Raw genomic sequence first — 21,951 nt, forward strand, 5'->3', positions numbered from 1 at the left:
GCAAAATGGTGGGTGTCGAATTTGTTTTGTAAAAACGATTTATTGCGGCACCACAATTTTAAATAGGTACTAACCTTAACTTTATGCTAATATTCAATTTGCTAAATTTGTCAATATCAAAACTTAAACTACATGAAGAAATCTGACATCACTATCCTTGTTGTAGACGACGATCCGGATATTTTGGAAATATTGAGTTACAATCTCAATGCTGAAGGCTACAAAGTGATTACTGCGGAAGATGGCGTCCAGGCTGTAAAAAAAGCTAAAAAGAAAAAGCCTCATTTGGTAATTTTGGATGTTATGATGCCAGAGATGGATGGTATAGAGGCTTGCGAGCAAATTAGAGAGACCAAAGGCCTAGAAAATACCGTCATCACCTTTTTAACGGCTAGAGGAGAAGATTATTCTCAAGTGGCAGGATTCGATGCGGGTGCAGACGATTACATAACCAAACCTGTAAAGCCTAAAGTGTTGATGAGTAAAGTAAAAGCTTTGCTTCGACGATTTAAGTCTAATGCTTCCGAAAAGAATATTTATAAAATTGGAGGAATCGTTATCAATCGCGATGAATATAAAATTTCCAGTGATGGCATAGAAATGACTTTGCCAAGAAAAGAATTTGAATTGCTATCTTTACTCACTTCAGAACCAAACAAAGTATTCAAAAGAGATGATATTTTGAATACCGTTTGGGGAAATGAAGTTGTGGTTGGTGGAAGAACCATCGATGTTCACATTCGAAAGTTGAGAGAAAAATTGGGCGACGATAAATTCAAAACAGTGAAAGGCGTTGGCTATAAGTTTGTACATGAATGAGTAAAAAATTAAAAAGGTCTTATAAGTTTGCGCTAAATACCTCTACGTATATCACCATTTTTCTATCCAGCCTTATTGCGTTATACGAGTATATCAAATTAGAAATCGATCCGGCTTCTATTTTTATTTTTGCTTTGGTTTGTTTTTTATTTTCCTTTTTAATTATACAATTGAGGATAGAGTATTTCATCTATAAACGGGTAAAATCTATTTATGATAGTGTTTCTATCTTAGACCAAACGGCAGTTGGTAATCAAAGGGTCACATCAGATATAAAGACTCTTACCGAGGAAGTAGAACGATTTGCAAAAGGAAAAAAATTGGAGATTGAAACCCTTAAAGTAAGAGAAAACTACAGAAAGGAATTTATAGGAAATGTTTCTCACGAACTTAGAACTCCCTTATTCACCGTTCAAGGTTATATTCTAACCCTCCTTGATGGAGCGATAAAAGATAAAAAAGTTAGAAAAAAATACCTTAGCAGGGCTAGTAAAGGTGTAGACCGATTAATTTATATCGTGAAAGATTTGGATATGATCACCAAACTAGAAACTGGTGACCTCAATCTTTATATCGAGACTTTTAATATTTTGGAGCTAACCCAGAATGCCTTTGATTTGCTAGAAATGAAATCTACCAAAAGAGAAATCAGTCTTACATTCGATAAAGACTACCCGCTCACTTTTGTTAAAGCAGATAAAGAACGAATTCAACAAGTGATTACCAATCTCATTGTGAATTCTATCAAATATGGAAAAAAAGGGGGCACTTCTGAAATCAGTTTAGAACAACTGGAAGGAGGCAAAGTCATGTTTAGAGTTACCGATAACGGAGAAGGTATCGAGAAGGAAAATATTCCACGCCTTTTTGAGCGTTTTTTTAGGGTAGATAAAACAGGCTCAAGACGAGAAGGAGGTTCTGGCTTAGGCTTATCTATCGTGAAACATATTATTGAGGCTCACAATGAACAAATCTTTGTAGAAAGCGTTTATGGTATTGGTAGCGAGTTCTCCTTTACCCTTCCAATGTCCGACGAAATGTCTGAAGAGGAAATCGAAGATGCTCGTCAGCTTTAAAGCCTGAATACTGACTTACCTTTTGGAGATCTGAAACCTTAAAATTTTCCTGATCTGAAAAAGGAGCAATGCCTAGTTTTTCAAGCCGCTTAGCCAGATACTCTTGCTCTCCTTGGTGAGGTGTTGGTATAAAAAAGGCTTTCTTACCCAAGCAAGCGAGGTCCATAACCGAAGAATATCCAGACCTGCAAACGACTAGCTTGCTTCTGCAGATTAGTGCATTGAGTTCTTTAGATTTTAAATGATTGTAAAAGCTAATGTTGGGGAAGTCCTTTAAAGACTCTGTGTTATAAACTCCTCTTACTATAACTGTTTTTTTACCAGAAAGACCCTGGAAAGCTGTAATCAAACATTTTTCCAAAGAGGTTCGCAAAGGCTCTGGTCCAGAGATCACGGCTAGATAATCAATATCTTTGGGAGATTCTATTTTAGAAAACCGACTTAAAACACCAATTCTTTGGGTCGGGACCTTCACTTGTTCAGAATGGCTTAAAACACCACTTAAGTCAAAAGTGACTTCAGCATCTGGAATCCAGATTTCGTCATAACGATTGTGGTACTTTGCATTCATAAAAGATGATGCTCTGGAAAATAGTCCAGCTTTAAACTGTAATTGATGAGAAATAATCACCGATTTTATCAGTTTTGAAAAAGCTCCAAATCTGTGATCTGAAATAATCAAATCGACATGATTTTTTTCAGCATAACTCTCAACCAGTATCTCATCTTTTTTTGCTCTTTCTTTTAAACCATGACCTTGCAGAATCAATTTCAGATAAAAGAAAAAACCAGAGCTAGAATAAACGACTTGGCTGGAATTTAACTCTAAGCTGTTTAGGTTTGGGAATTCTCCTTTTAAAAGCTCTAAGGCTGCCCCATCGGAGGCTATACTAACAATAGCGCCCTGTTCCAGAAAGTAATTTATAATAGGAATGCATCTTGAGGCGTGGCCCAATCCCCAATTGAGAGGGGCAACAAGAACATGAGTAGGAAAGGCCAAGGGTTTTAATTTTGTGTATCGGTAAATTTAACTAATTTTACCTGAAAATTTCAGCAAAAACGTGGGTAGTAAAAATAAACTAAAGCGATTTCAGGATAATGAGGTATTTGATAATGTCATTCAACCTCTCAGATCTGAAATTGTAGATGAGGAGTTCCAATTTAAAGGGAAATGGAAACGTGATTTTTTCAAAAATGATAAGCCTTTAATTTTAGAATTAGGCTGTGGTAAAGGGGAATATACTTTGGGGCTTGCTGAAAGAAACAAGGACTGTAATTATCTAGGTATAGATATAAAAGGCGCTAGATTTTGGAAAGGAGCTAAAACCGCTTTGGAAGGCGATTTGCCCAATGTAGGATTTTTAAGAACTCAAATCGAGTTAGTCGATCAAGTTTTCGCTAAAGGCGAAGTGGATGGAATCTGGATTACCTTTCCCGACCCACAAATCAAATGGAAACGCACCAAGCATAGGATGACCAATCCTGAGTTTTTAAAGAAATACAAGCATATTTTAACTAAGGAAGGGATTATACATCTGAAGACAGATAGCGAATTTATGCATGGCTATACGCTAGGAATTTTAGAAGGCTTAGGCCACGAGATCATATATGCTCACCATAATATTTATGTAAATCATGAAGCTCCAGAAGAAGTAGTAGGGATCAAGACTTTTTATGAGCAGCAGTATCTGGATAAGAATAAATTGATAACTTACTTGAAATTTAGACTTAAACCATAACCTTAATTTTGGACTATTTTCAAATCTATGTATTAACTTACCTTGCCGCCTTTGTCGGTGTGGTTCCGCCAGGTCTTGTTAACATGAGCGTAGCTAAAACCTGTTTAGAAAGAGGGCGTAGAAATGGAACCTTGATGGCTTTAGGGGCTTCTTCTGTAGTATTATTCCAAGCTTTATTAGCTGTTCTAATTTCAAAATATATCTTTTCACATCCTTATGTGAAAAGCATGTTTCTTAAAACTGGTATTGCGATATTAATTTTGATGTTCATTTATTTCCTGCTTTCAGCCAACCGTAAGAAAAATAAGCAAAGCATTAAAGAAAGAACAGGGACCAAGAGTTTTTTTACTGGGATTTTAGTATCATCCCTTAATATTTTTCCCATACCTTACTTTGTCCTCATGTCTACTTTATTGAGCAATAATTTCGAGATAAAGTTCAGTCTTATGAACGATATTTTATTTGCAATAACCGCGGCCTTAGGAACGCTAACCACTCTTTACCTATATGTGATTTTTATTATGAAAATAGATGGGAAGACAGAATTATTTAAGAGGTACTCCAACTATTTTATGGCGGTATTAATGTTGATTCTTGTTATTGTGTCTTGGATTCGCTTATCTAATATATAAATGGCAAAATCAGATTTTTTTGAAAAGGTTTATGAAGTTGTAGCTTTGATTCCTGAAGGCAAAGTAACTAGTTATGGATCTATAGCTAAAGCGATAGGAGCTGCCAAAAGTTCACGTACAGTCGGATATGCCATGAATGCTTGCGTAAAGTTAGATCGAGATTTACCGGCGCATAGAGTTGTGAATAGAAATGGCGTATTAACAGGTAAGCATCATTTTCCCGGTCAAGGCGTCATGCAAAAGTTACTTGAAGAAGAAGGATTGGAGATAGAGAACGATCAAATTAAAGATTTTAAAAAGTATTTTTGGCAACCTCCTGTAAATGAGGTTTTTGACAGTTGATTTTTAATTTTAGTAAAACTTTAGCTTGTTTATTGTTTCGGTAATAGGACTTAAATCTTATATTTGGTGCAGGATGAAGTTTTTCATAATAGATTGGTTAATTATCAAAGCCTCGGATTTTTTTTAAAAACCGAGGCTTTGTGTTTTTAGAAACTTTTTTCCGCTTTCCGATTTCTTTTTCACAAGACTTTAAAATATTTTAGTAAAGCTTTAGTTTTACACACATGAGGCGATATCTTTTAGGTGTGTTTTTATGTTTAGGGTTCTCCTCCTTATTTGGACAGTCGGGACTAGTCGTAAAAACTTTCCCCGTAAAAGACACCATACAGCTAGAAGAAGTAAGTATAAGCCCCTTTCAATTTAAAGTTCAGTCTACAGATAGCCTTATTATTGACCCTTCTTTATATACAATCGATTTTCCGGGCTCCCAATTAATTCCTTCTTACAAATTGAAAATGGAACAGGATAGTTTATTAGTGACTTACTTCAAATACCCTGAGTTTCTTACCAAAACCTATAAGGGCTTGGATGAAAAGCTTATTGTGGACATCGGTAATCCTGTCGATAATTTATATGAATTGCAGCAAGAAAGGCAACCTAGTAATTTTGTACCCTTCGCGGGACTAAATACGAGTGGTAGTATTTCGAGAGCGATTAGTGTGGGTAATAACCAAAATGCAGTGGTAAGGTCGGAGCTTGATTTGCAGATCTCTGGTAAAATTTCTGAGAATGTGACTCTTCGAGCCTCCATTCAAGATGATAATGCTCCCACACAATCTGGAGGATATACACAACAGCTGGATGAGTTCGATCAAATTTTTATAGAATTGGAGTCAGACAAATGGAGAATACGAGCTGGTGATATTGATTTAATAGAAAACGAATCTTTCTTCGCCTCCTACACCAAACGAGTACAAGGCTTATTACTATCTGCCGATGTAGGAAATGAAAAACGACAAACACAAGTTTACGCTGCTGGCGCTTTGGTGAGAGGTGTATTTACAAGAAGTGAATTGACCGCTCAGGAGGGAAATCAAGGTCCTTATAAACTAGTCGGCGAAAGTGGGGAATTATTTGTGTTGATTATTTCTGGTAGTGAAGCGGTTTTTGTGAATGGCAGACAACTCTCTCGAGGAGAGAATGAAGACTATCTCATTGATTATAATGCCGGTGAAATAATTTTTAATTCCACGTTTCCTATCACTTCAGAAATGAGAATCGTGGTAGAGTACCAAGTTTCCGATCGAAATTTCTCTAGAATTGTGGCTACAACTGGCTCTAGATTTAGGTCTGAATCTCTTCAACTGAACGGGTTTCTTTATAATGAAAATGACCTTAAAAATCAGCCCTTACAGCAAAGTCTTACAGATGAGCAGGTGAATGCTCTAGAAGAGGCAGGAGATAATCAAAGTGAAATGTTTGCACCAAGTGCAGTCCCTTCAGAATATTCAGAAAATAGGGTTTTATACGTCAAGGAACTTCAAAACGGAGAAGAGATTTTTGTTTTTTCCAATGATTCTGAAGCTGAATTGTTTAATGTAAGGTTTACCAACTTAGGATCTAATCAAGGAAATTATGTGCTTTCCAGTCAAAATGCTATTGCCAATATTTATGAATACATACCTCCAGTTGATGGAATTTCTCAAGGAAATTTTGAACCTGTTGTAAGGTTATTTGCTCCCACCAAGCTCCAAATTGCAATGGTGAACGGTAAGTATTCCCCTTCTGAGAATACCAATATCCAGTTTGAAGTGGCGGCGAGTAATACTGACGATAATTTATTCTCGGATCTGGATCAAGAGGATAATAGAGGCTTAGCTGCACAAGTTTCAGTTAAGCAAACCTTGTATAGATCTAAAGCTAACAAAAAGCTTGATGTGTTTGGTAATTTGAACTTTATTGAAGATTCCTATTCTAGCTTGGAAAGACTTTATAATGTTGAATTTATAAGGGACTGGAATTTATTTGATCCTACAGGAGATCAGCTTTTTGTCGATACGGGGTTCGATTTTCAAAACAATGCTTCAAGCCACTCTCAATATAATTTTCAACGTTTAGACTACACAAATGAGTTTGAAGGTTTAAAACATTCTTTAATGACGAGGCAAGTTCTAGATAAGCTCAGTATAAATGCTAAGGCAAGTTACTTGGATAGTGAATCTTCTCGACTTACCTCTAAGTTTGCGAGGGCAACTCTGTCTGGGATTTATGATTTCGGTAAATTTTGGTCTGGATTGCGGTATGATCTGGAAGATAATGAAGAAGTGATTGTGGATAGTAAAGAATTTACCGCTAATACTCAGCGATTTTCAAGTTACGAGGTCTATTCTGGAGTTGGAGATTCTACCGATGTGTATATAGAATTAGGGTATAGATATCGACAAAATGATAGTTTACGTGCCAATGTCTTGCAAAGTGTAAACACGTCCAGCAATTATTTTATGCGTTCTCAACTAGTCAATTCTAAATCCACAGCCCTTAGAGTTTTTGCTAATTTAAGAAATCTAAAATTTGCAGAAGAAGATCGAGACGATGAGCAAAGTATTAACTCCAGAGTCACCTTTTCTCAAAATTTATGGGATAGACTTGTCAATCTCAATACTACTTACGAAACCAATAGCGGAAGCATTGCCCAGCAAGAATTCTCTTATGTTGAGGTGGAACCTGGTCTAGGGCAATATACGTGGATAGATTATAATGAAAATGGTATCCAAGAACTCAACGAGTTTGAAATTGCCCAATTTCAAGATGAGGGGAGGTACGTTAGAATTCTTTTGCCCAATCAAGTGTTTGTGAGAACCAATCAAACTCGCTTAAGCCAGCAGGTTACCCTTAACTTCCTCAAGTGGCAAAACGAAAAAGGATTTAAGAAGTTAGCTTCCAAATTTTATAACCAAACCTCTTTGCTTTTGGATAAAAAATTGAGAAAAGAGGGCAATGCGTTAAGCTTAAATCCGTTTGGTGATGATGGTCAAGAGGTGCTAGGAGAAAACACGACGTTTAGAAATATTATTTTCTTTAATAGAAGCTTACAAAAGTTCACAACCTCTTACAATTTCACCCAGAACACGACCAAAAATTTAAGTCTCTTAGGACTCCAAGAAAATTCGAATACCTTACATGAACTCAAATTTATTCATAATTTTAAAGAAAGTTGGTTGCTTACCCTAACTCAGAATATCAACTCTTCTGAAAGTTTTTCGGATCGATTTGAAAATAGGAATTTTAAAATTGAGGGTTTTAATTTTAATCCAAAAGTGTCCTATCTGTTAGGTGATAAACGCTTTGATGTCTTCTATGAATTATCTGAAAATAAAAACCAGCTCGGCGAAATGGAATCCTTAGACCAGCAAACCTTTGGCTTGTCTTTTACGCTTAATAATGCTCAGAAATACAGTATTAATGGGGAGGTGAATTTTATTCAAAATAAGTTTGAAGGTAGTGCATTTTCGCCTGTCGCCTATCAGCTGTTAGAGGGGTTGCAGCCCAACGATAATTTCACTTGGTCGCTTTTTTTACAGAAGAAAATCACAGATTTCCTAGACCTCAATTTAACTTACTTTGGGAGAAAAAGCGAAACTGCCAATGCCATTCATACCGGAAGTGTTCAGTTGAGAGCTTATTTCTAACCTTTGGAAACTTTAAGGGTCATCCCTGGTTTAAGGGTGTTACTTTTAAGTTGATTAAGGCTTTTCAAATCTTCTACACTCAAATTTGAGTATTTTCTGGAAATGATCCAAAGCGAATCCCCTGATTTTACTTTATAAATTTTAGAATCTGTTAAGGAAGAAGTTTCAGTATTGGATTCTTCACTGGATGGTTTCGTTTCTCCGATTGCTGAGGTATTTCTAGGGTAAATCACCAAACGCTGACCAATATTGAGAGAATTACTTCTTAGATTATTCCAAGTTCTAATTTCACTTATTCTCACTCTAAATTTCGAAGCAATTCGCCCTAGGAAATCTCCAGATTTCACATAGTAGTTAATTTTGTCTTCCGCTTTAGAGTCTTCAGTTTTGGCTAATTGCTCTTCTGCATACCCATAGATTTTATCTTCGTTGGCAACAAACAACCCAGACTTGGCATAAGGAAGCCTTATGTAGTATGACTTATCATCTTCAAAGGGAATAATTCCTAACTTGTAGCTAGGGTTCAAGAACTCTATAAATTCTTTTTCTGTTTGAGTTACTTCAGCAATTTGGTCTAAAGTGATCATCTTTTTAACTCTAATAGTATCTGTTCCGTAATAGATGGTTTTTGGTCGCTGAGGTTTAAAGCCATGTTCTTCCGCATATTCATACATGTAAAGCATCGCCTGGAAAGAAGGAACATAACCAGCGGTCTCTCTAGGTAAATAACTTCTCAGCTTCCAATAGTTGGTTTCGCCACCACTGCGCCGTATGGCTTTAGACACATTTCCAGGACCAGAATTGTAGGCAGCTAGAGCCAAATCCCAATCGTTAAACATAAGATATAAGCGCTTAAGGTATTGTGCAGCAGCCTCTGTAGAAGCCACAGGATCCATTCGCTCATCGACGTAACTGCTTACATCTAGATCGTACATCTTACCTGTACTGTACATAAACTGCCATAAGCCAGTAGCACCTACTCTAGATTTTGCTTTAGGATTTAAGGCAGATTCTACTAGCGCCAAATACTTCATTTCCAAAGGCACATCGTATTTATCTAGAGTGGCCTCGAACATAGGAAAGTAGAACTTGCTCAATCCCATTAGTCGTTCTGTGCCTTCTTTTTCTCGTTTTAAAAAATAACTGATAACACTTTCCAAGCTTTCGTTGTATTCTATGTTGAACGGTGTTTTAGCATTTAAGGCAGCTAGTCTTTCTTTAAGAAGTTCTGTGGGTATTTCTTTAATGACTTCACTGGACTCTAAACTATCTTTAATGATTATTTCCATTCGTTTAGAATAAGATTGGTTGATCAGTTGAGATCTCCATACCGAATCCAGTTCCATATTTCTTTGATAATCCTCAAGAATGAGTTCCAGAGAATCTCCAGTAATTTTGTGGAATTCTACCTTTTCAGTAGCCCATTTCTGTGTGACTTTCTCCTTAGTATCTTGTGCAGAAGAGAGAAGACATGATAAAAAAATAGCAAACAGGGAAATCAAAGATTTGTAGGTCATAAAAATGTATATGTTTTGTAATTCAAATTTAATTTTAAAAACTGGATTTCTATGATAAAACTTAAATCCACATTAAAATAGTGTTCTTTTTTAGAGCTAATTTCTATGAGGTTGTATTTTCGCGATCTAAATTTAAATTAATGGCACATTTTAACCAGCTTTCTATAAAAGAAATCAGTAGACAAACCGATAAAGCGGTTCATATTCTGTTTGACGTTCCTTCTGAATTAAATTCAGAATTTCAATTTAAAGCAGGGCAATATCTAACCCTAGAAACCAATATTAATGGAGAAGAAGTAAGACGATCGTATTCAATTTCTTCTGAAGAGGGAAAGGATTTGGGGATTGTAGTGAAAGCCATTCCTGATGGTAAATTTTCCAATTATGTGAATTCTCAACTAAAGGTTGGCGATCCAATACAGGTTCACCCTGCTGAAGGAAAATTTCTACTGCCTCAAGAACTAGATCATAAAACGTTTGTAGCTTTTGCAGCAGGAAGTGGAATTACCCCCGTCATGTCTATGATTCAGACAGTATTATCTAAATCTGATTCTGCAAGATTCGTATTGGTGTACGGAAATAAATCTCCAGAGCAGACCATTTTTATGCAAGAACTCCTCAGTCTTCAGAAAGAATTTTCAAAGCGCTTTTTTACTGAATTTATCTATAGTGAAACTCAAGAAGGGGATGCCCAATTTGGTAGAATAGAAAAATCTACCGTCAATTATGTTATAAAAAATAAATACGATGGTTTTGAGTTTTCAGAATTTTACCTCTGTGGTCCAGAAGCTATGATTGAAACTATAGAAGAGACTCTAAAAGCCACTGGTGTAAAAGGTGACCAGATCAAGCATGAATTGTTCTTTTCAAAATCAGAGGGGAATGTGGATGCCGCTACCGATGGCAAAAGCTTAATTACTGTGATCGTGGACGATGAAGAATTTGAGTTATCTATGGATCGAACTGACTTAATTCTGGATGCGGTATTAGCACAAAATATCGATGCACCGTATTCTTGCCAGGGTGGAATTTGTAGTTCTTGTGTGGCCAAAATCAAAGAAGGGACAGTGGAGATGAGAAAAAATCAGATCTTAACCGATGATGAGATAGAAGAAGGGCTCGTGCTCACCTGCCAGTCTCAACCTACCTCGGCAAAAGTGGTGGTAGATTACGATGATATTTAATCTTTCTCTGGATGTTTTAGTGGACTATTTTGTTATGCTGCCTCGAAGTTTTGGGATCTTTTCAGCATCTTTATTAACTTGAAAATAATACCAAAACGAGGGGACACAGAGTGATAAATGATCTATGTTTACTCAAAGACTTATTGTTAACTTTTATAGAGACCCTGAAAATAAACCTGTATGAGAGATAAACTCAGGCAGGTTTAGGGTGTTAAATAAACTTTGCTTTTCTGCTAAACAAGAGCGTTTCATAGACTTGTTATGCGGTCAGGGAGCATCAGGATTGTTTAGCATATCAAGCCAACGGAAACTCAAAGCTAATCGGTTATCTTTTATGGAGATCTTGAAACGTAAGGTCTGCTAGATAGATAAACTCAGATGCATTAAGGAGTACCAAATAAACCTAGTTTTGTCCTCCTATAACTAAGTATCAGAACTTATTTCTCAATAAAAAATAAGCGTCTTGCCTCACAAAATAGAAAAAAAACCTTAAAAATCAAATCTTAGGCTAAGCATAATATTTTGATCAGGATTCGGAATATTCAATACTCTTAATATGGATAAATGGCGGTATAGGCTTAATCTGGTATAAGGCAAAAATACCCTCTTCAATTTCCTTAAAAGTAAATGAATTCTCCTTATTGGGAATGGTATTCTCATGCAGTTCCTGTAGGATCATCGTTGCTGAAAGTCTTGCGTTGTCTTCAAAAATAATTCGACCTTCCACAGATCCCGACTGAGAAAGTACAGGCGAAGAGATCAAAGGTATTAGGACTAAAAGTTTAAATTTAATGTATCTGTAATTTATTTTTAGACAAAACTAAAAATAAAACCATACTTTTGCACTGCTTATAATTAAACTATGTTTTCCTTATCCGAAGAAAATTACCTGAAGGCCATTCTACATTTACAAAAGACGTCCAAGTCTGGAGTAAATACCAACGCCCTTGCTGAAGAAATGCAAACCAAAGCCTCTTCTGTGACCGATATGGTAAAGAAGCTCTCTGAAAAAAATCTGGTTATATACAAAAAATACCAAGGAGTGTATTTGTCGGATAGTGGACGAAAAACCGCTTTACAGATTGTTAGGAAACATAGATTATGGGAAGTGTTTTTAGTTGATAAACTAAGTTTTTCTTGGGATGAGGTCCATGAAGTTGCGGAACAGCTAGAGCACATCAAATCTGATAAACTGATCACCGAACTCGATAAGTTCCTGAAGTATCCGAAAAGAGATCCACATGGGGATCCCATACCAGACGCTAAAGGTGATTTTCACGTGGCCAATAAAATTTTACTCTCCAGCCTATCTAAAGGTGAACATGGGACATTGGTAGGTGTAAAAGACACCTCCTCCGAATTTTTAAAATATCTAGATAAAAACAATATTGCTTTAGGGAAAACCATTCAGGTTTTAGATAAAGAAGAGTTTGATGAATCCATGTTGATTCAGACAGATGGAAAAAGTTTAAGAGTTTCACCTATGGTGGCTGTCAATATTTATATAAAACAATAGTATGAAAGAAATCATTGCTTATTTTGAATCAATAGATCCTATAACTGCTGCCTTAATCGCCACCACTTTTACGTGGTTGGTAACTGGACTGGGGGCTTCCTTGGTATTTTTCTTTAAGTCTATGAATCGTAAGTTATTTGATGGAATGCTAGGCTTCACTGGAGGGGTTATGGTAGCTGCTAGCTTTTGGAGTCTTTTAGCGCCAGGTATAGAAATGAGCGATGGCGAAGGATTTATAAAAGTGATTCCCGCTGTGGTAGGTTTTTCACTCGGCGCCCTTTTTATTTTTGGATTGGATAAAGTACTTCCGCATTTGCACATAAATTTTAAGGAAGATAGAAAAGAGGGCATAAAAACCAAATGGCATAAATCTGTTTTATTGACTCTTGCGATTACCTTACATAATATCCCAGAAGGGCTTGCGGTTGGTGTCTTGTTTGGAGGAGCTGCTGCAGGAATAGAAGGTGCCAGTATTGGGGGCGCTGTGGCTTTGGCGATCGGTATTGGTTTGCAAAACTTTCCTGAAGGCTTTGCAGTGGCTATGCCGTTGCGCGGACTCGGGTTATCGCGTTGGAAAAGTTTTAATTACGGTCATTTATCTGCCATCGTAGAGCCTGTGGCCGCCGTCATTGGTGCTTGGGCAGTTTTAACTTTTGAACCTATTTTGCCTTATGCCCTCTGTTTTGCAGCTGGAGCTATGATTTTTGTGGTGATAGAAGAAGTCGTCCCCGAATCTCAACAAGCCCGGAATATAGATTTGTCCACCCTCGGGTTTATAGGGGGTTTTGTAGTTATGATGACTTTAGATGTAGGCTTAGGCTAAATTTTTTGACTTATATTTAGTTTTAGAAACGTAAACCCCGCACGACTTATGAAATTGTACCTATTTCTTCTAGGTGTTCTGTCTATAACCTGCAGTCTAAATGCTCAAAATTCAGAAAAAAACACTACAGAAACTGAAAAAAAAATAGAAGTGCCAGAGATTTTGACTAAGGTCAACCTTCTGGATCATATTGAAGTGGGGGCTTATACTTTAACATTTACAGCAGTAGAAAGCGATGGGCGTTGTCCAAAACAAGTAACATGTGTCTGGCCTGGTGAAGCCAATATTGTCATAGAAATTAACGATGGGACAGACGCTGAGCAGCATCGAATAAGCATTCCTGCACTGGGTTTCCACAGGGAAATCTTTTCTACAGATTCTCATAAGGTGTATCTTAAAAATATAGAACCCTATCCAATTAAGCCAGATGATAAACTAGAAGCCTACAAACTCATGTTGAAAATAGAACCTCAAACTCTATAGTCTACTTATCTTTTGGGAAAGCTTTTTTGTTGAACACCACCAAAAGTCCAAATCCAGTACTAATGGCCGTATCGGCGATATTGAAGACTGGCGCAAAGAATACAAAATACTCACCTCCCCAAAGGGGAACCCAGTTGGGCAATATGTCACTATACATAGGGAAGTAAAGCATATCGACCACTTTACCTTTTAGCAATTCGCCATAAGGTTCGTCAGCAAAAAGGGTGGCGATTTGACCTAAGCTGCTATCGAAAATTACACCATAAAACACAGAATCGATGATATTTCCAAACGCACCAGCAAGGATTAAAGAAACTGAAATGATTAAAATTCTTGGCGATTTTTTCCTTATAGTATCCCACAACCAATAGCTAATTAAGCTAACGGCTACAATTCTAAACGAGGTAAGGATGATTTTACCGTAAGATCCAGGGATTTTAGCTCCCCACGCCATCCCGTCATTTTCAACAAAGAGGATACGAAACCAGCCTAAAACGTCAATTTCTTGCCCCAACATAAAGTGGGTCTTTATATATATTTTAGACACTTGGTCTATCAATAAAATGAGTAGGATAAGAAGAGAGGCTTTCTTTAAAGACATAGCTATAATTTAAAAACACAAAAATAGTTTTTTTATTGACTTGGGATTTTATTTTCACTCCTTTTGCTAAGCAATTGGGTTTTTTGAGTTAATGGTTGTTATAATTTCTTCTGATTTTGACTCGAAAATGCTCGATGCTTTTGAGATGGTCAACTTTAAGTTTGGGTTAGTTTTGTGTAACGTCTGGAGTGGGATGATAACCAATGGATTTGAGTGCGATTTAAAAATGAGTTTAACACTGAAAACCAACTCCAAAGAAACCGATTTGGTTTTGAATGAATAAGCAAAAGCATCTTCAGTATTATACCAATTTAGCATTCAAATGTCGTATAAAATTAGTTTCTTTTTCACTTACTAATCGTCATAAAATAGAACCATAACTATTGCTATGCTTATATTTTTTTCCTCAATTAAGTAAAAAATAATTCAAATTTTTAATGCAACATTTAAAAACTAAATTGGTATTAGTCCCCTTTTTTTAAGCAAGATTAATTTTAACTTTTAAAATTCTAGATCAGGATATTTCTTTAAGATCTTAGAAATATCAACATTAAAAAGTCATGGCCTAAAAAATCGATTTTTTTAAAAGACTTATTTATTGGTCAAATTTGATATTTTCGTCAGCAACAAATCAATCAATCAATCAATCAATCACTCATGAAAATAATTATCCTCATTACTTTTATTTTATCCTTGAGCAATGTTTTTGCTCAAGATAATCCAACTTCATTCAATATCACGGAGAGTGAATCCTTCCATTACGATAAGAAAATCGATGGTATTTTAGCCATGAAAACCCTTAACACAGGGGTGACAGGTGTCGTTCTAGAGCATGAGAAAAGAAATGTTCTCGACAAACCTTATTTCTTCTTCGATATTTTTGATAAAAATTTGATTCAAATTTTTACAAAAAAAGTAGAGATTGATAAAAATGAAAGTTATGTAGGAGACCTATATTACAACGGGATACTAAAAGTGTTTACAGTATATCAGCCCAATAAAAAGGAGCGAACTGTTTATGTGCACCAACTCGATATCAATCATAAAACGTATAAGAGAGTCAAGCTGTTTGATGCTAGAATACAAAAAAAGCAAAACTTATTTGCTACAAAGAATAGCCATGTGACTAACTTTTCCATCTCACCAAACAATACCTATTTTGCTGTGGCCACAGACAACATTTCAAAAAAGATGAACGATTATGATATTCGTGTTTTCGATGTTGAAACTAATGAGTTGATTTATAAAAAAAACTATCAAAAAGATAAGGAAAGGGGATACGAGCACAACGATCTTTATATTGACAACGATGCAGTAGTCTATTCAGTTGGGAAACGTTTTCTAAGCAAAAGAGAAAGAGTCGAACAAAAGCGAGGTTCTATGTATAAATTTGTTTTGAATAAGATCACCGAGACCGATTCACAAGCCATTGATATAACCTTAGACCAAAAACATGTTCAATCTTTAAGCATAACTGATATAAATGATGAAATGCATCTATTGGGATTTTATTCTGAAAGAAATGAAAACCTGCTTAAGGGCGGTTGCAATTTTACGATAGATCTAGAGAACTTTAGGGTTATGTCCAAAAAGTTTGATGAATTACCTAAACAAGTCTATGATGATATGTATAATGAAAGAGCATCAAAACGTAAAAATGAGGATAAAAAAGAACTTAAAAATTTTAATATAGACCATGTCATAACCACAGCCCAAGGAGATTCTTATTTAATAGCAGAAGAATTTTATATCACTACAAGTTATGCTCCAAATGGTCAATTTGGAGGGGCTCAGGTTACTACTTATCATTATGACAACATACTTATTCTCAAATTTAACTCAGAAGGAAACCTAGATTGGGGCAGAAGTATTTTTAAGGTAGCAACAAGCCCTTCCTACAATGTATTTTATAAAGATGAAAAACTTCACGTATTACTAAATTCTGGTAAAAATCTTAAGGAGAAAAAAGATGGTAGAGTCAAAGTCTCAAAAGGCTTTTTTGAGTCTACAGCTTTATATGATGTTGAGATTTCTCAAAACGGAGAGGTTTCTTACAACAAGATTCAGGACAACAAAGGGGAAACTACATATCAACCCTTTTATGGCACTTATGAATTAAACCGTTTCTTGATGCCAAGCGATGGAGGTAAAGAGAAACGGTTTATGATTTTGGAATAGTAACTTATCTCAGGCTTTAGTGTTGAAGCTTTACTGGTGAACTTGATATTTATTTTTTTCTGTTAATAAGCCTTAATCACTTAAAGGAATTGAGATCAACAGCTTAAAAATTTTATCAGCTTCAATTTTTTTAAGAGTGAGAAAAATTACACAAGGGAATTTTGATAAAGTCTAAAACTGAAACCCCTCTAAACGTAAAAGCTCCGGTTTTGATCTCGACTAAATTATCGATCGTATCTATTTTTATAGTTCAGGTTCGTCTTGTAATACTAATTTAGTTTTTAAATATTGCATTAAAAATTTGAATTATTTTTTACTTAATTGAGGAAAAAAATATAAGCATAGCAATAGTTATGGTTCTGTTTTATGACGATTAGTAAGTGAAAAAGAAACTGATTTTATACGACATTTGAATGCTAAATTGGTATAAGTCAACTATCGTGTCACAGAAAAGTGAGTAAGACGTTGTGGGACTTTATCTGTAGTAAAGGTAAACGCATAGGTTTTAGATAGATCCTTAGCGGTCGAAATCACCAAAGCTCCTTGGTCAATTCGAAAATAACCAGCTTGACCTTTGCAAAAGCATAAACGTCCAAATACAACATTAGCGGAGGTGAGTTGCTCATCGCTTAGACTTAGGTTTTCAGTTTTAGGGTCAATTTCGGCGTAGACAATTTCAGTATATCCACCATCAGCAATGCGAGGATCTACAGTGCGCTTGTATTCAAATTTCAGTACTGTTTTGTTTCCTTTTTTAACCTGTGGATAGAGTTGACCAATACCATCTGTAAGTAGATTTAAGCTTGAATTGGTTAAAACCTCGAAAGTACAGTTTCCGTCCTCGGGGCAGAAGGTAGATAAGGTCTCTCCCTTTTCATCTTCAGCGTTTAGACCTTTTTGTGACTGACAAGCTAGTAATACAGTACTAATAACTACTAAAAATAAAAATCTCAAATTCATTAATACCAATTTAATAATTATTAAGTTTACTAAATAATCTAACAATATAAATAAAATAGGATACAAATCATGAAACAATTTAACTTTAAAAAAATATTATTTGTCGTTTTTGCGGCATTAATTTCAAATTTTGGATTTTCTCAAGAGGGTGTGTCCTTTTGGAGTTCTTCTGAAAAAGAAACAACTAGCCCTCAAGAGGTTATTTTCACAAAAGCAATTCCAGAGATAAGCAGTTTTTTAAAACTAGACCTTCAAGGTCTTAAAGTAAGTTTAGAAAATATACCTAAACGCGGCCTTACAAAAAAGTCGACCACCATACTAGGATTTCCAAATGCTGAAGGCGAAATAGAATTATATAAAGTTATGGAAGCTTCGGTAATGACGGCAGAGCTCCAATCTCAATTCCCTATGACCAGATCTTTTGTAGGCCAAGGAATTGATAATCCCTCAGCAATGCTTCGGTTTAGTTTATCTGAGGAAAAGGGGTTAAGTTCTATGGTTTTATCCGATAAAAAAACAGTTTTTATAGAGCCTTACAGTGAAAATTTGGGGACTTACATCAGTTATGTTAATTCAGCTTCAGATCCGGTGGAAGATGATTTTAAATGTCATACAGAATCTCTAATGTCTGAGTCTACTATTTCGGATGAAGAGTATAATACTTTAAAGAATGCAGATGATGGCCAATTAAGAACCTATAGATTGGCTTTAGCGTGTACGGTTGAATATTCTCAATTTCACGGGGGCACTCTTCCTGATGTGATGGCAGCTATGAATACAACAATGACTCGAGTGAATGGAATTTATGAAAGGGATTTAGGTTTAACGATGGTAATGGTTCGGAATGAAAGTATTATTTTTCTTGGTCCTGACACTAATTCTGATCCTTACACCAACAATAATGGTCCTGCTATGCTAGGTCAAAACCAACAAGTTTGTGATGCTAATATAGGACCAGCGAATTATGATATTGGTCACGTGTTTAGTACTGGTGGTGGAGGTATTGCGCGTTTACGATCACCTTGTACAAATGATAAAGCCCAAGGAGTGACAGGACAATCGTCGCCCACAGGTGACAAGTTTGATGTGGATTATGTTGCCCATGAAATGGGGCATCAATATGGTGGAAATCATACTCAAAATAATAATTGTAATCGATCCTCTGTTTCTGTAGAACCAGGTAGCGCCTCTACCATTATGGGCTATGCAGGTATTTGTGCCCCTAATGTTCAAAACAATAGCGACGACTATTTCAACGGCGATAACCTTAAAGAAATGTGGATTAATATTTCTCAAGGGAATTCAAGTAATTGTGGAGAAAAAACTCCCACAGGAAATTTAGCTCCCAATGTCGATGCTGGTCCAAATTATTTTATTCCAAAATCTACAGCCTTTATTTTGAAGGGTTCTGCTATCGATGAGAATACAGATGATGTTTTGACTTATACTTGGGAGCAAAGTGATGCTACTCCAGCCCCTATGCCTCCTCAATCTACTTCAACGGTAGGCCCTGCTTTCCGGTCCTTATCACCAACGACATCTCCAGATCGATTTATGCCAAACTTTAGTACAGTGCTATCGGGTTCACTATCTTCCACTTGGGAGGTTGTACCATCGGTAGCTAGGACAATGATTTTCTTACTAACAGTAAGAGATAATTCTATACTAGGAGGAAACTCAAGTTCAGATCAAACGGTTATTAGGGTCGTAGATACTACACCATTCGAAGTTCAGACTCCACCAACATGGGCGCCAGGGTCTACCCAGACAGTTAATTGGACGGTTGGAGAAAGCAATATAGCTCCAATCAATTGCGAGACTGTTACTATTTATTTTTCTGAAGATGGAATAGATTTTTCTACTATTTTAGCAGAGGAAGTTCCTAACTCAGGATCTGCGGAAATCACATTACCAAATATTGAAAATACAACTGAGGCCAGAATATTAGTAGAAGCTGTAGACCATATTTTTTATTCTGTATCGGATGTTTTTGATGTCAATACCACACAAGATTTTAATATTAATGCTTTAAACGGTGATCAAAGTATTTGTAATTCAGATTTTGCTAGTTTCGAGTTTGAGTTCATTACTTCCAATGGATTTTCAGAAACAACTACGTTTACTGCTAGCGGGCCTAACCAAGCTAACTATAATTTTACCCCAGCCAGTTTGGATGCGGATGGAACGTTTACGTTAGAAGTGTCTAACCTTTTAGAACTTAATCCAGCAAATTATACGATTGACGTTATAGCAACATCAGCATCTATTACAAATTCTGTAAGTGTAAATCTTAACATCCTTAATGGAGCTTGTGTATCAGTAGCTAATACTGATTTCGCAACCAGTACAACGGGAGTTATTATTAATGATGGAGAAACAGATATTCTAAGCAATCTGGATACGGGTAAGCCTTCTGGCTACAGTGATTTTACAGATATCATTACAGATTTGAATATAAATTCTGACTATGAACTCACCGTTAATGCTAATAGTGATGGGAACTTTCAGATCATTACCTATGTATGGATAGACTGGAATCAAAACTGTAGTTTTGATGATGCCGGTGAGCAATATGATTTGGGTCTCTCAGCTAATTTGTTTAATCAACCCACCTCAGGGTCTCCTTTATTGTTTAGTGTCCCTTCCAATGCTGTTTTAGGAAATACGACTATGCGGGTCACGACAAAATATACCCCAAATGGAGCAAATGACTTCCCACTTTCTTGCGAAAATGGGCACGATGCTGAAGTAGAAGATTATACCATTAATGTAGAAACCACTTTGAACCAGAACTCTTTCGCTCTAGAAGACTTTTCGGTTTTTCCAAACCCAAGTCAAGGAGAATTTACTATTCAATTTGGCACTGCAACGAGTACAGCAGTCCAGCTGAAGGTGTTTGATATCCGAGGACGTACTCTTGTTCAGAAAACCTATGAGACTTCTGGGCAGTTTAATCAAACTTTAGATTTACATGATTTAGCGTCGGGAGTTTACCTCTTAGAGGTGGGTGACGGCTCTAGATCTATGACTAAAAAAATCATTATCGAGTAAATACAATTTAATTTCACTACAATTAAAACTCTTTTTAGGCAGTGATTGCTTGAAAAGAGTTTTATTTGTTAGATGAATTTATCTTATTGGGAATATAAATCTTGGCTTACCAATGTAGACTACACCGTTGTGGGAAGTGGTATTGTAGGATTAAACTGCGCTCTACAACTCAAACGACGATTTCCTAAAGCTAAGATTCTTGTTTTAGAAAAAGGAATGCTCCCTCAAGGGGCGAGTACCAAAAATGCTGGTTTTGCCTGTTTTGGAAGTCTAAGTGAGCTCCTGTCCGATTTAAATTCTCATACTGAAGAGGAAGTGGTTAATTTGGTTAAAAAGCGTGTAGATGGCCTTAACCTCTTAAGAAGTACTATAGGAGACTCTGGTCTAGATTATCAAGTTCTTGGTGGTTATGAGCTATTTCCTGAAGAAGGCAATCTCTTTGAGAAGTGCCAGTCGAAAATGCCTGAGATCAATAGATGGCTTAAGCCTATTTTTGGGGCTGACGTGTTTAGTTTTAAAACTCATGATTTTGGATTTCAAAAGGTCCGAGACCTTTGTGGGTTCAATCAGTTTGAAGGGCAAATTGATACGGGCAAGATGATGGAAGCTTTGCTTCAAAAAGTTCAGACACTCGGCATTAAAATTTTGAATCAGGTAGACGTTAAAGGTTACTCTGAAGATCAAAATTCTGTAAAAATTGAGACGAATGCCTTTACGTTTACGTCAGCGAATTTACTTATTGCTACAAACGGCTTTGCTTCTGCCTTAGGAATTTCCAACGTGCAACCTGCAAGGAACCAGGTGCTCGTTACTAAACCTGTTAATAATCTTCAAATTAAAGGGACGTTTCATTTGGAAGAGGGTTATTATTATTTCAGAAATATAGACCAACGCATTCTTTTAGGTGGAGGTAGGCACTTGGATCTTAAAGGAGAAACGACAACGGAGATGAATTCTACTACTCTTGTGCAAGAAGCTTTGGAAAAATTGCTTGAGCAAACCATACTCCCCAGCGTTAATTTTGAAATAGAACACCGCTGGAGTGGTATACTTGGCGTTCACACCCAGAAAAAACCTATCCTCAAGCAAATTGGTCTTCGCGTGTTTTGCGGAGTGAGACTTGGTGGTATGGGCGTCGCTATAGGAAGTTTGGTGGGTAGAGATCTCGCCGATATGATAGATTAGAGGTTGCTAGTTAACATTATTAATTAGCGACTTGTCTAGAGTCGATTTTAGGATATCAAACAAAGATGATCTAGGATGTTTTACTAATTTCATATGAAGTTTGGTTTCAACAATTAATATCCTCTTCAATTAGTCTTAGAAAAATCGTTAAAAGATGAAGTTTACTACTTTAAAAAGTTTAATTGTTTAGTGAATTTAATTAATATATTTTAAAAT

General features: G+C 36.2%; 18 protein-coding genes. 13 read left to right on the forward strand and 5 right to left on the reverse strand.

Going from position 1 to position 21,951, the window contains the following annotated elements; genetic code table 11:
• Window positions 1–132: 132 nt before the first annotated feature.
• Together P700755_RS10695 and P700755_RS10700 are read left to right on the forward strand one after the other, a co-directional pair.
• Window positions 133–819 (forward strand): response regulator transcription factor, encoded by a 687-nt coding sequence (locus P700755_RS10695; RefSeq protein WP_015024684.1) that lies wholly within the window; start codon window positions 133–135, stop codon window positions 817–819.
• Window positions 816–1,895, forward strand: a complete 1,080-nt coding sequence (locus tag P700755_RS10700) for a sensor histidine kinase (protein ID WP_015024685.1) — start codon at window positions 816–818, stop codon at window positions 1,893–1,895. The genes P700755_RS10695 and P700755_RS10700 overlap by 4 nt, the downstream gene beginning before the upstream one ends.
• On the opposite strand, the gene P700755_RS10705 is transcribed toward P700755_RS10700, so the two are convergent.
• The gene (locus P700755_RS10705) at window positions 1,834–2,895 is read right to left on the reverse strand and encodes a glycosyltransferase (protein ID WP_015024686.1); all 1,062 of its coding nucleotides are present in this window, start codon (window positions 2,893–2,895) and stop codon (window positions 1,834–1,836) included. The genes P700755_RS10700 and P700755_RS10705 overlap by 62 nt on opposite strands.
• Window positions 2,896–2,956: 61 nt before the next feature.
• On the opposite strand from P700755_RS10705, the gene trmB reads away from it, so the two are divergent.
• The 4 genes from trmB (at window position 2,957) to P700755_RS10725 (ending at window position 8,237) form a co-directional block, all read left to right on the forward strand.
• On the forward strand, window positions 2,957–3,634 hold the full coding sequence (trmB, locus tag P700755_RS10710) for a tRNA (guanosine(46)-N7)-methyltransferase TrmB (RefSeq protein WP_015024687.1): 678 nt from the start codon (window positions 2,957–2,959) through the stop codon (window positions 3,632–3,634).
• Between the two features lie 8 nt (window positions 3,635–3,642).
• The gene (locus P700755_RS10715; RefSeq protein WP_015024688.1) at window positions 3,643–4,266 is read left to right on the forward strand and encodes a LysE family translocator; all 624 of its coding nucleotides are present in this window, start codon (window positions 3,643–3,645) and stop codon (window positions 4,264–4,266) included.
• On the forward strand, window positions 4,267–4,608 hold the full coding sequence (locus tag P700755_RS10720; protein ID WP_015024689.1) for an MGMT family protein: 342 nt from the start codon (window positions 4,267–4,269) through the stop codon (window positions 4,606–4,608).
• A 224-nt stretch (window positions 4,609–4,832) separates the two neighbouring features.
• A complete protein-coding gene (locus tag P700755_RS10725; protein WP_015024690.1) occupies window positions 4,833–8,237 on the forward strand; it encodes a hypothetical protein in 3,405 nt (1,134 codons plus the stop codon).
• Here P700755_RS10725 and P700755_RS10730 read toward each other — a convergent pair.
• Complete coding sequence (locus P700755_RS10730) at window positions 8,234–9,754, reverse strand: lytic transglycosylase domain-containing protein (RefSeq protein ID WP_015024691.1); 1,521 nt, start codon at window positions 9,752–9,754, stop codon at window positions 8,234–8,236. The two genes, P700755_RS10725 and P700755_RS10730, sit on opposite strands and share 4 nt — an antisense overlap.
• Before the next feature lie 140 nt (window positions 9,755–9,894).
• Here P700755_RS10730 and P700755_RS10735 point away from each other — a divergent pair, with 140 nt between their 5' ends.
• Complete coding sequence (locus tag P700755_RS10735) at window positions 9,895–10,938, forward strand: ferredoxin--NADP reductase (RefSeq protein WP_015024692.1); 1,044 nt, start codon at window positions 9,895–9,897, stop codon at window positions 10,936–10,938.
• A 526-nt stretch (window positions 10,939–11,464) separates the two neighbouring features.
• Here P700755_RS10735 and P700755_RS19340 read toward each other — a convergent pair.
• On the reverse strand, window positions 11,465–11,701 hold the full coding sequence (locus P700755_RS19340; protein ID WP_015024693.1) for a hypothetical protein: 237 nt from the start codon (window positions 11,699–11,701) through the stop codon (window positions 11,465–11,467).
• A gap of 99 nt (window positions 11,702–11,800) precedes the next feature.
• Here P700755_RS19340 and P700755_RS10740 point away from each other — a divergent pair, with 99 nt between their 5' ends.
• Genes P700755_RS10740 through P700755_RS10750 form a run of 3 tightly spaced genes read left to right on the forward strand, consistent with a single transcriptional unit; the run spans window position 11,801 to window position 13,760 of the window.
• Entirely contained in the window at window positions 11,801–12,454 is a 654-nt protein-coding gene (locus P700755_RS10740; protein WP_015024694.1) for a metal-dependent transcriptional regulator, read from the forward strand.
• A 1-nt stretch (window position 12,455) separates the two neighbouring features.
• On the forward strand, window positions 12,456–13,277 hold the full coding sequence (locus P700755_RS10745) for a ZIP family metal transporter (protein WP_015024695.1): 822 nt from the start codon (window positions 12,456–12,458) through the stop codon (window positions 13,275–13,277).
• A gap of 48 nt (window positions 13,278–13,325) precedes the next feature.
• Entirely contained in the window at window positions 13,326–13,760 is a 435-nt protein-coding gene (locus P700755_RS10750; protein ID WP_015024696.1) for a hypothetical protein, read from the forward strand.
• A gap of 1 nt (window position 13,761) precedes the next feature.
• Here P700755_RS10750 and P700755_RS10755 read toward each other — a convergent pair whose 3' ends face one another.
• Window positions 13,762–14,361, reverse strand: coding sequence for a lipoprotein signal peptidase (locus P700755_RS10755; protein WP_015024697.1), 600 nt, complete (start codon window positions 14,359–14,361; stop codon window positions 13,762–13,764).
• 657 nt (window positions 14,362–15,018) lie between these two features.
• Here P700755_RS10755 and P700755_RS10765 point away from each other — a divergent pair.
• A complete protein-coding gene (locus P700755_RS10765; protein ID WP_015024699.1) occupies window positions 15,019–16,539 on the forward strand; it encodes a hypothetical protein in 1,521 nt (506 codons plus the stop codon).
• A gap of 435 nt (window positions 16,540–16,974) precedes the next feature.
• Here P700755_RS10765 and P700755_RS10770 read toward each other — a convergent pair whose 3' ends face one another.
• Complete coding sequence (locus tag P700755_RS10770) at window positions 16,975–17,499, reverse strand: hypothetical protein (protein WP_015024700.1); 525 nt, start codon at window positions 17,497–17,499, stop codon at window positions 16,975–16,977.
• 69 nt (window positions 17,500–17,568) lie between these two features.
• On the opposite strand from P700755_RS10770, the gene P700755_RS10775 reads away from it, so the two are divergent.
• Together P700755_RS10775 and P700755_RS10780 are read left to right on the forward strand one after the other, a co-directional pair.
• Window positions 17,569–20,550: a zinc-dependent metalloprotease gene (locus tag P700755_RS10775; protein WP_015024701.1), complete on the forward strand. Its 2,982-nt coding sequence runs from the start codon at window positions 17,569–17,571 to the stop codon at window positions 20,548–20,550.
• Between the two features lie 72 nt (window positions 20,551–20,622).
• Window positions 20,623–21,735 (forward strand): NAD(P)/FAD-dependent oxidoreductase, encoded by a 1,113-nt coding sequence (locus P700755_RS10780; RefSeq protein WP_015024702.1) that lies wholly within the window; start codon window positions 20,623–20,625, stop codon window positions 21,733–21,735.
• Window positions 21,736–21,951 lie beyond the last annotated feature (216 nt).

This window comes from Psychroflexus torquis ATCC 700755, from assembly GCF_000153485.2.
Taxonomy (GTDB): Bacteria; Bacteroidota; Bacteroidia; order Flavobacteriales; family Flavobacteriaceae; genus Psychroflexus; species Psychroflexus torquis.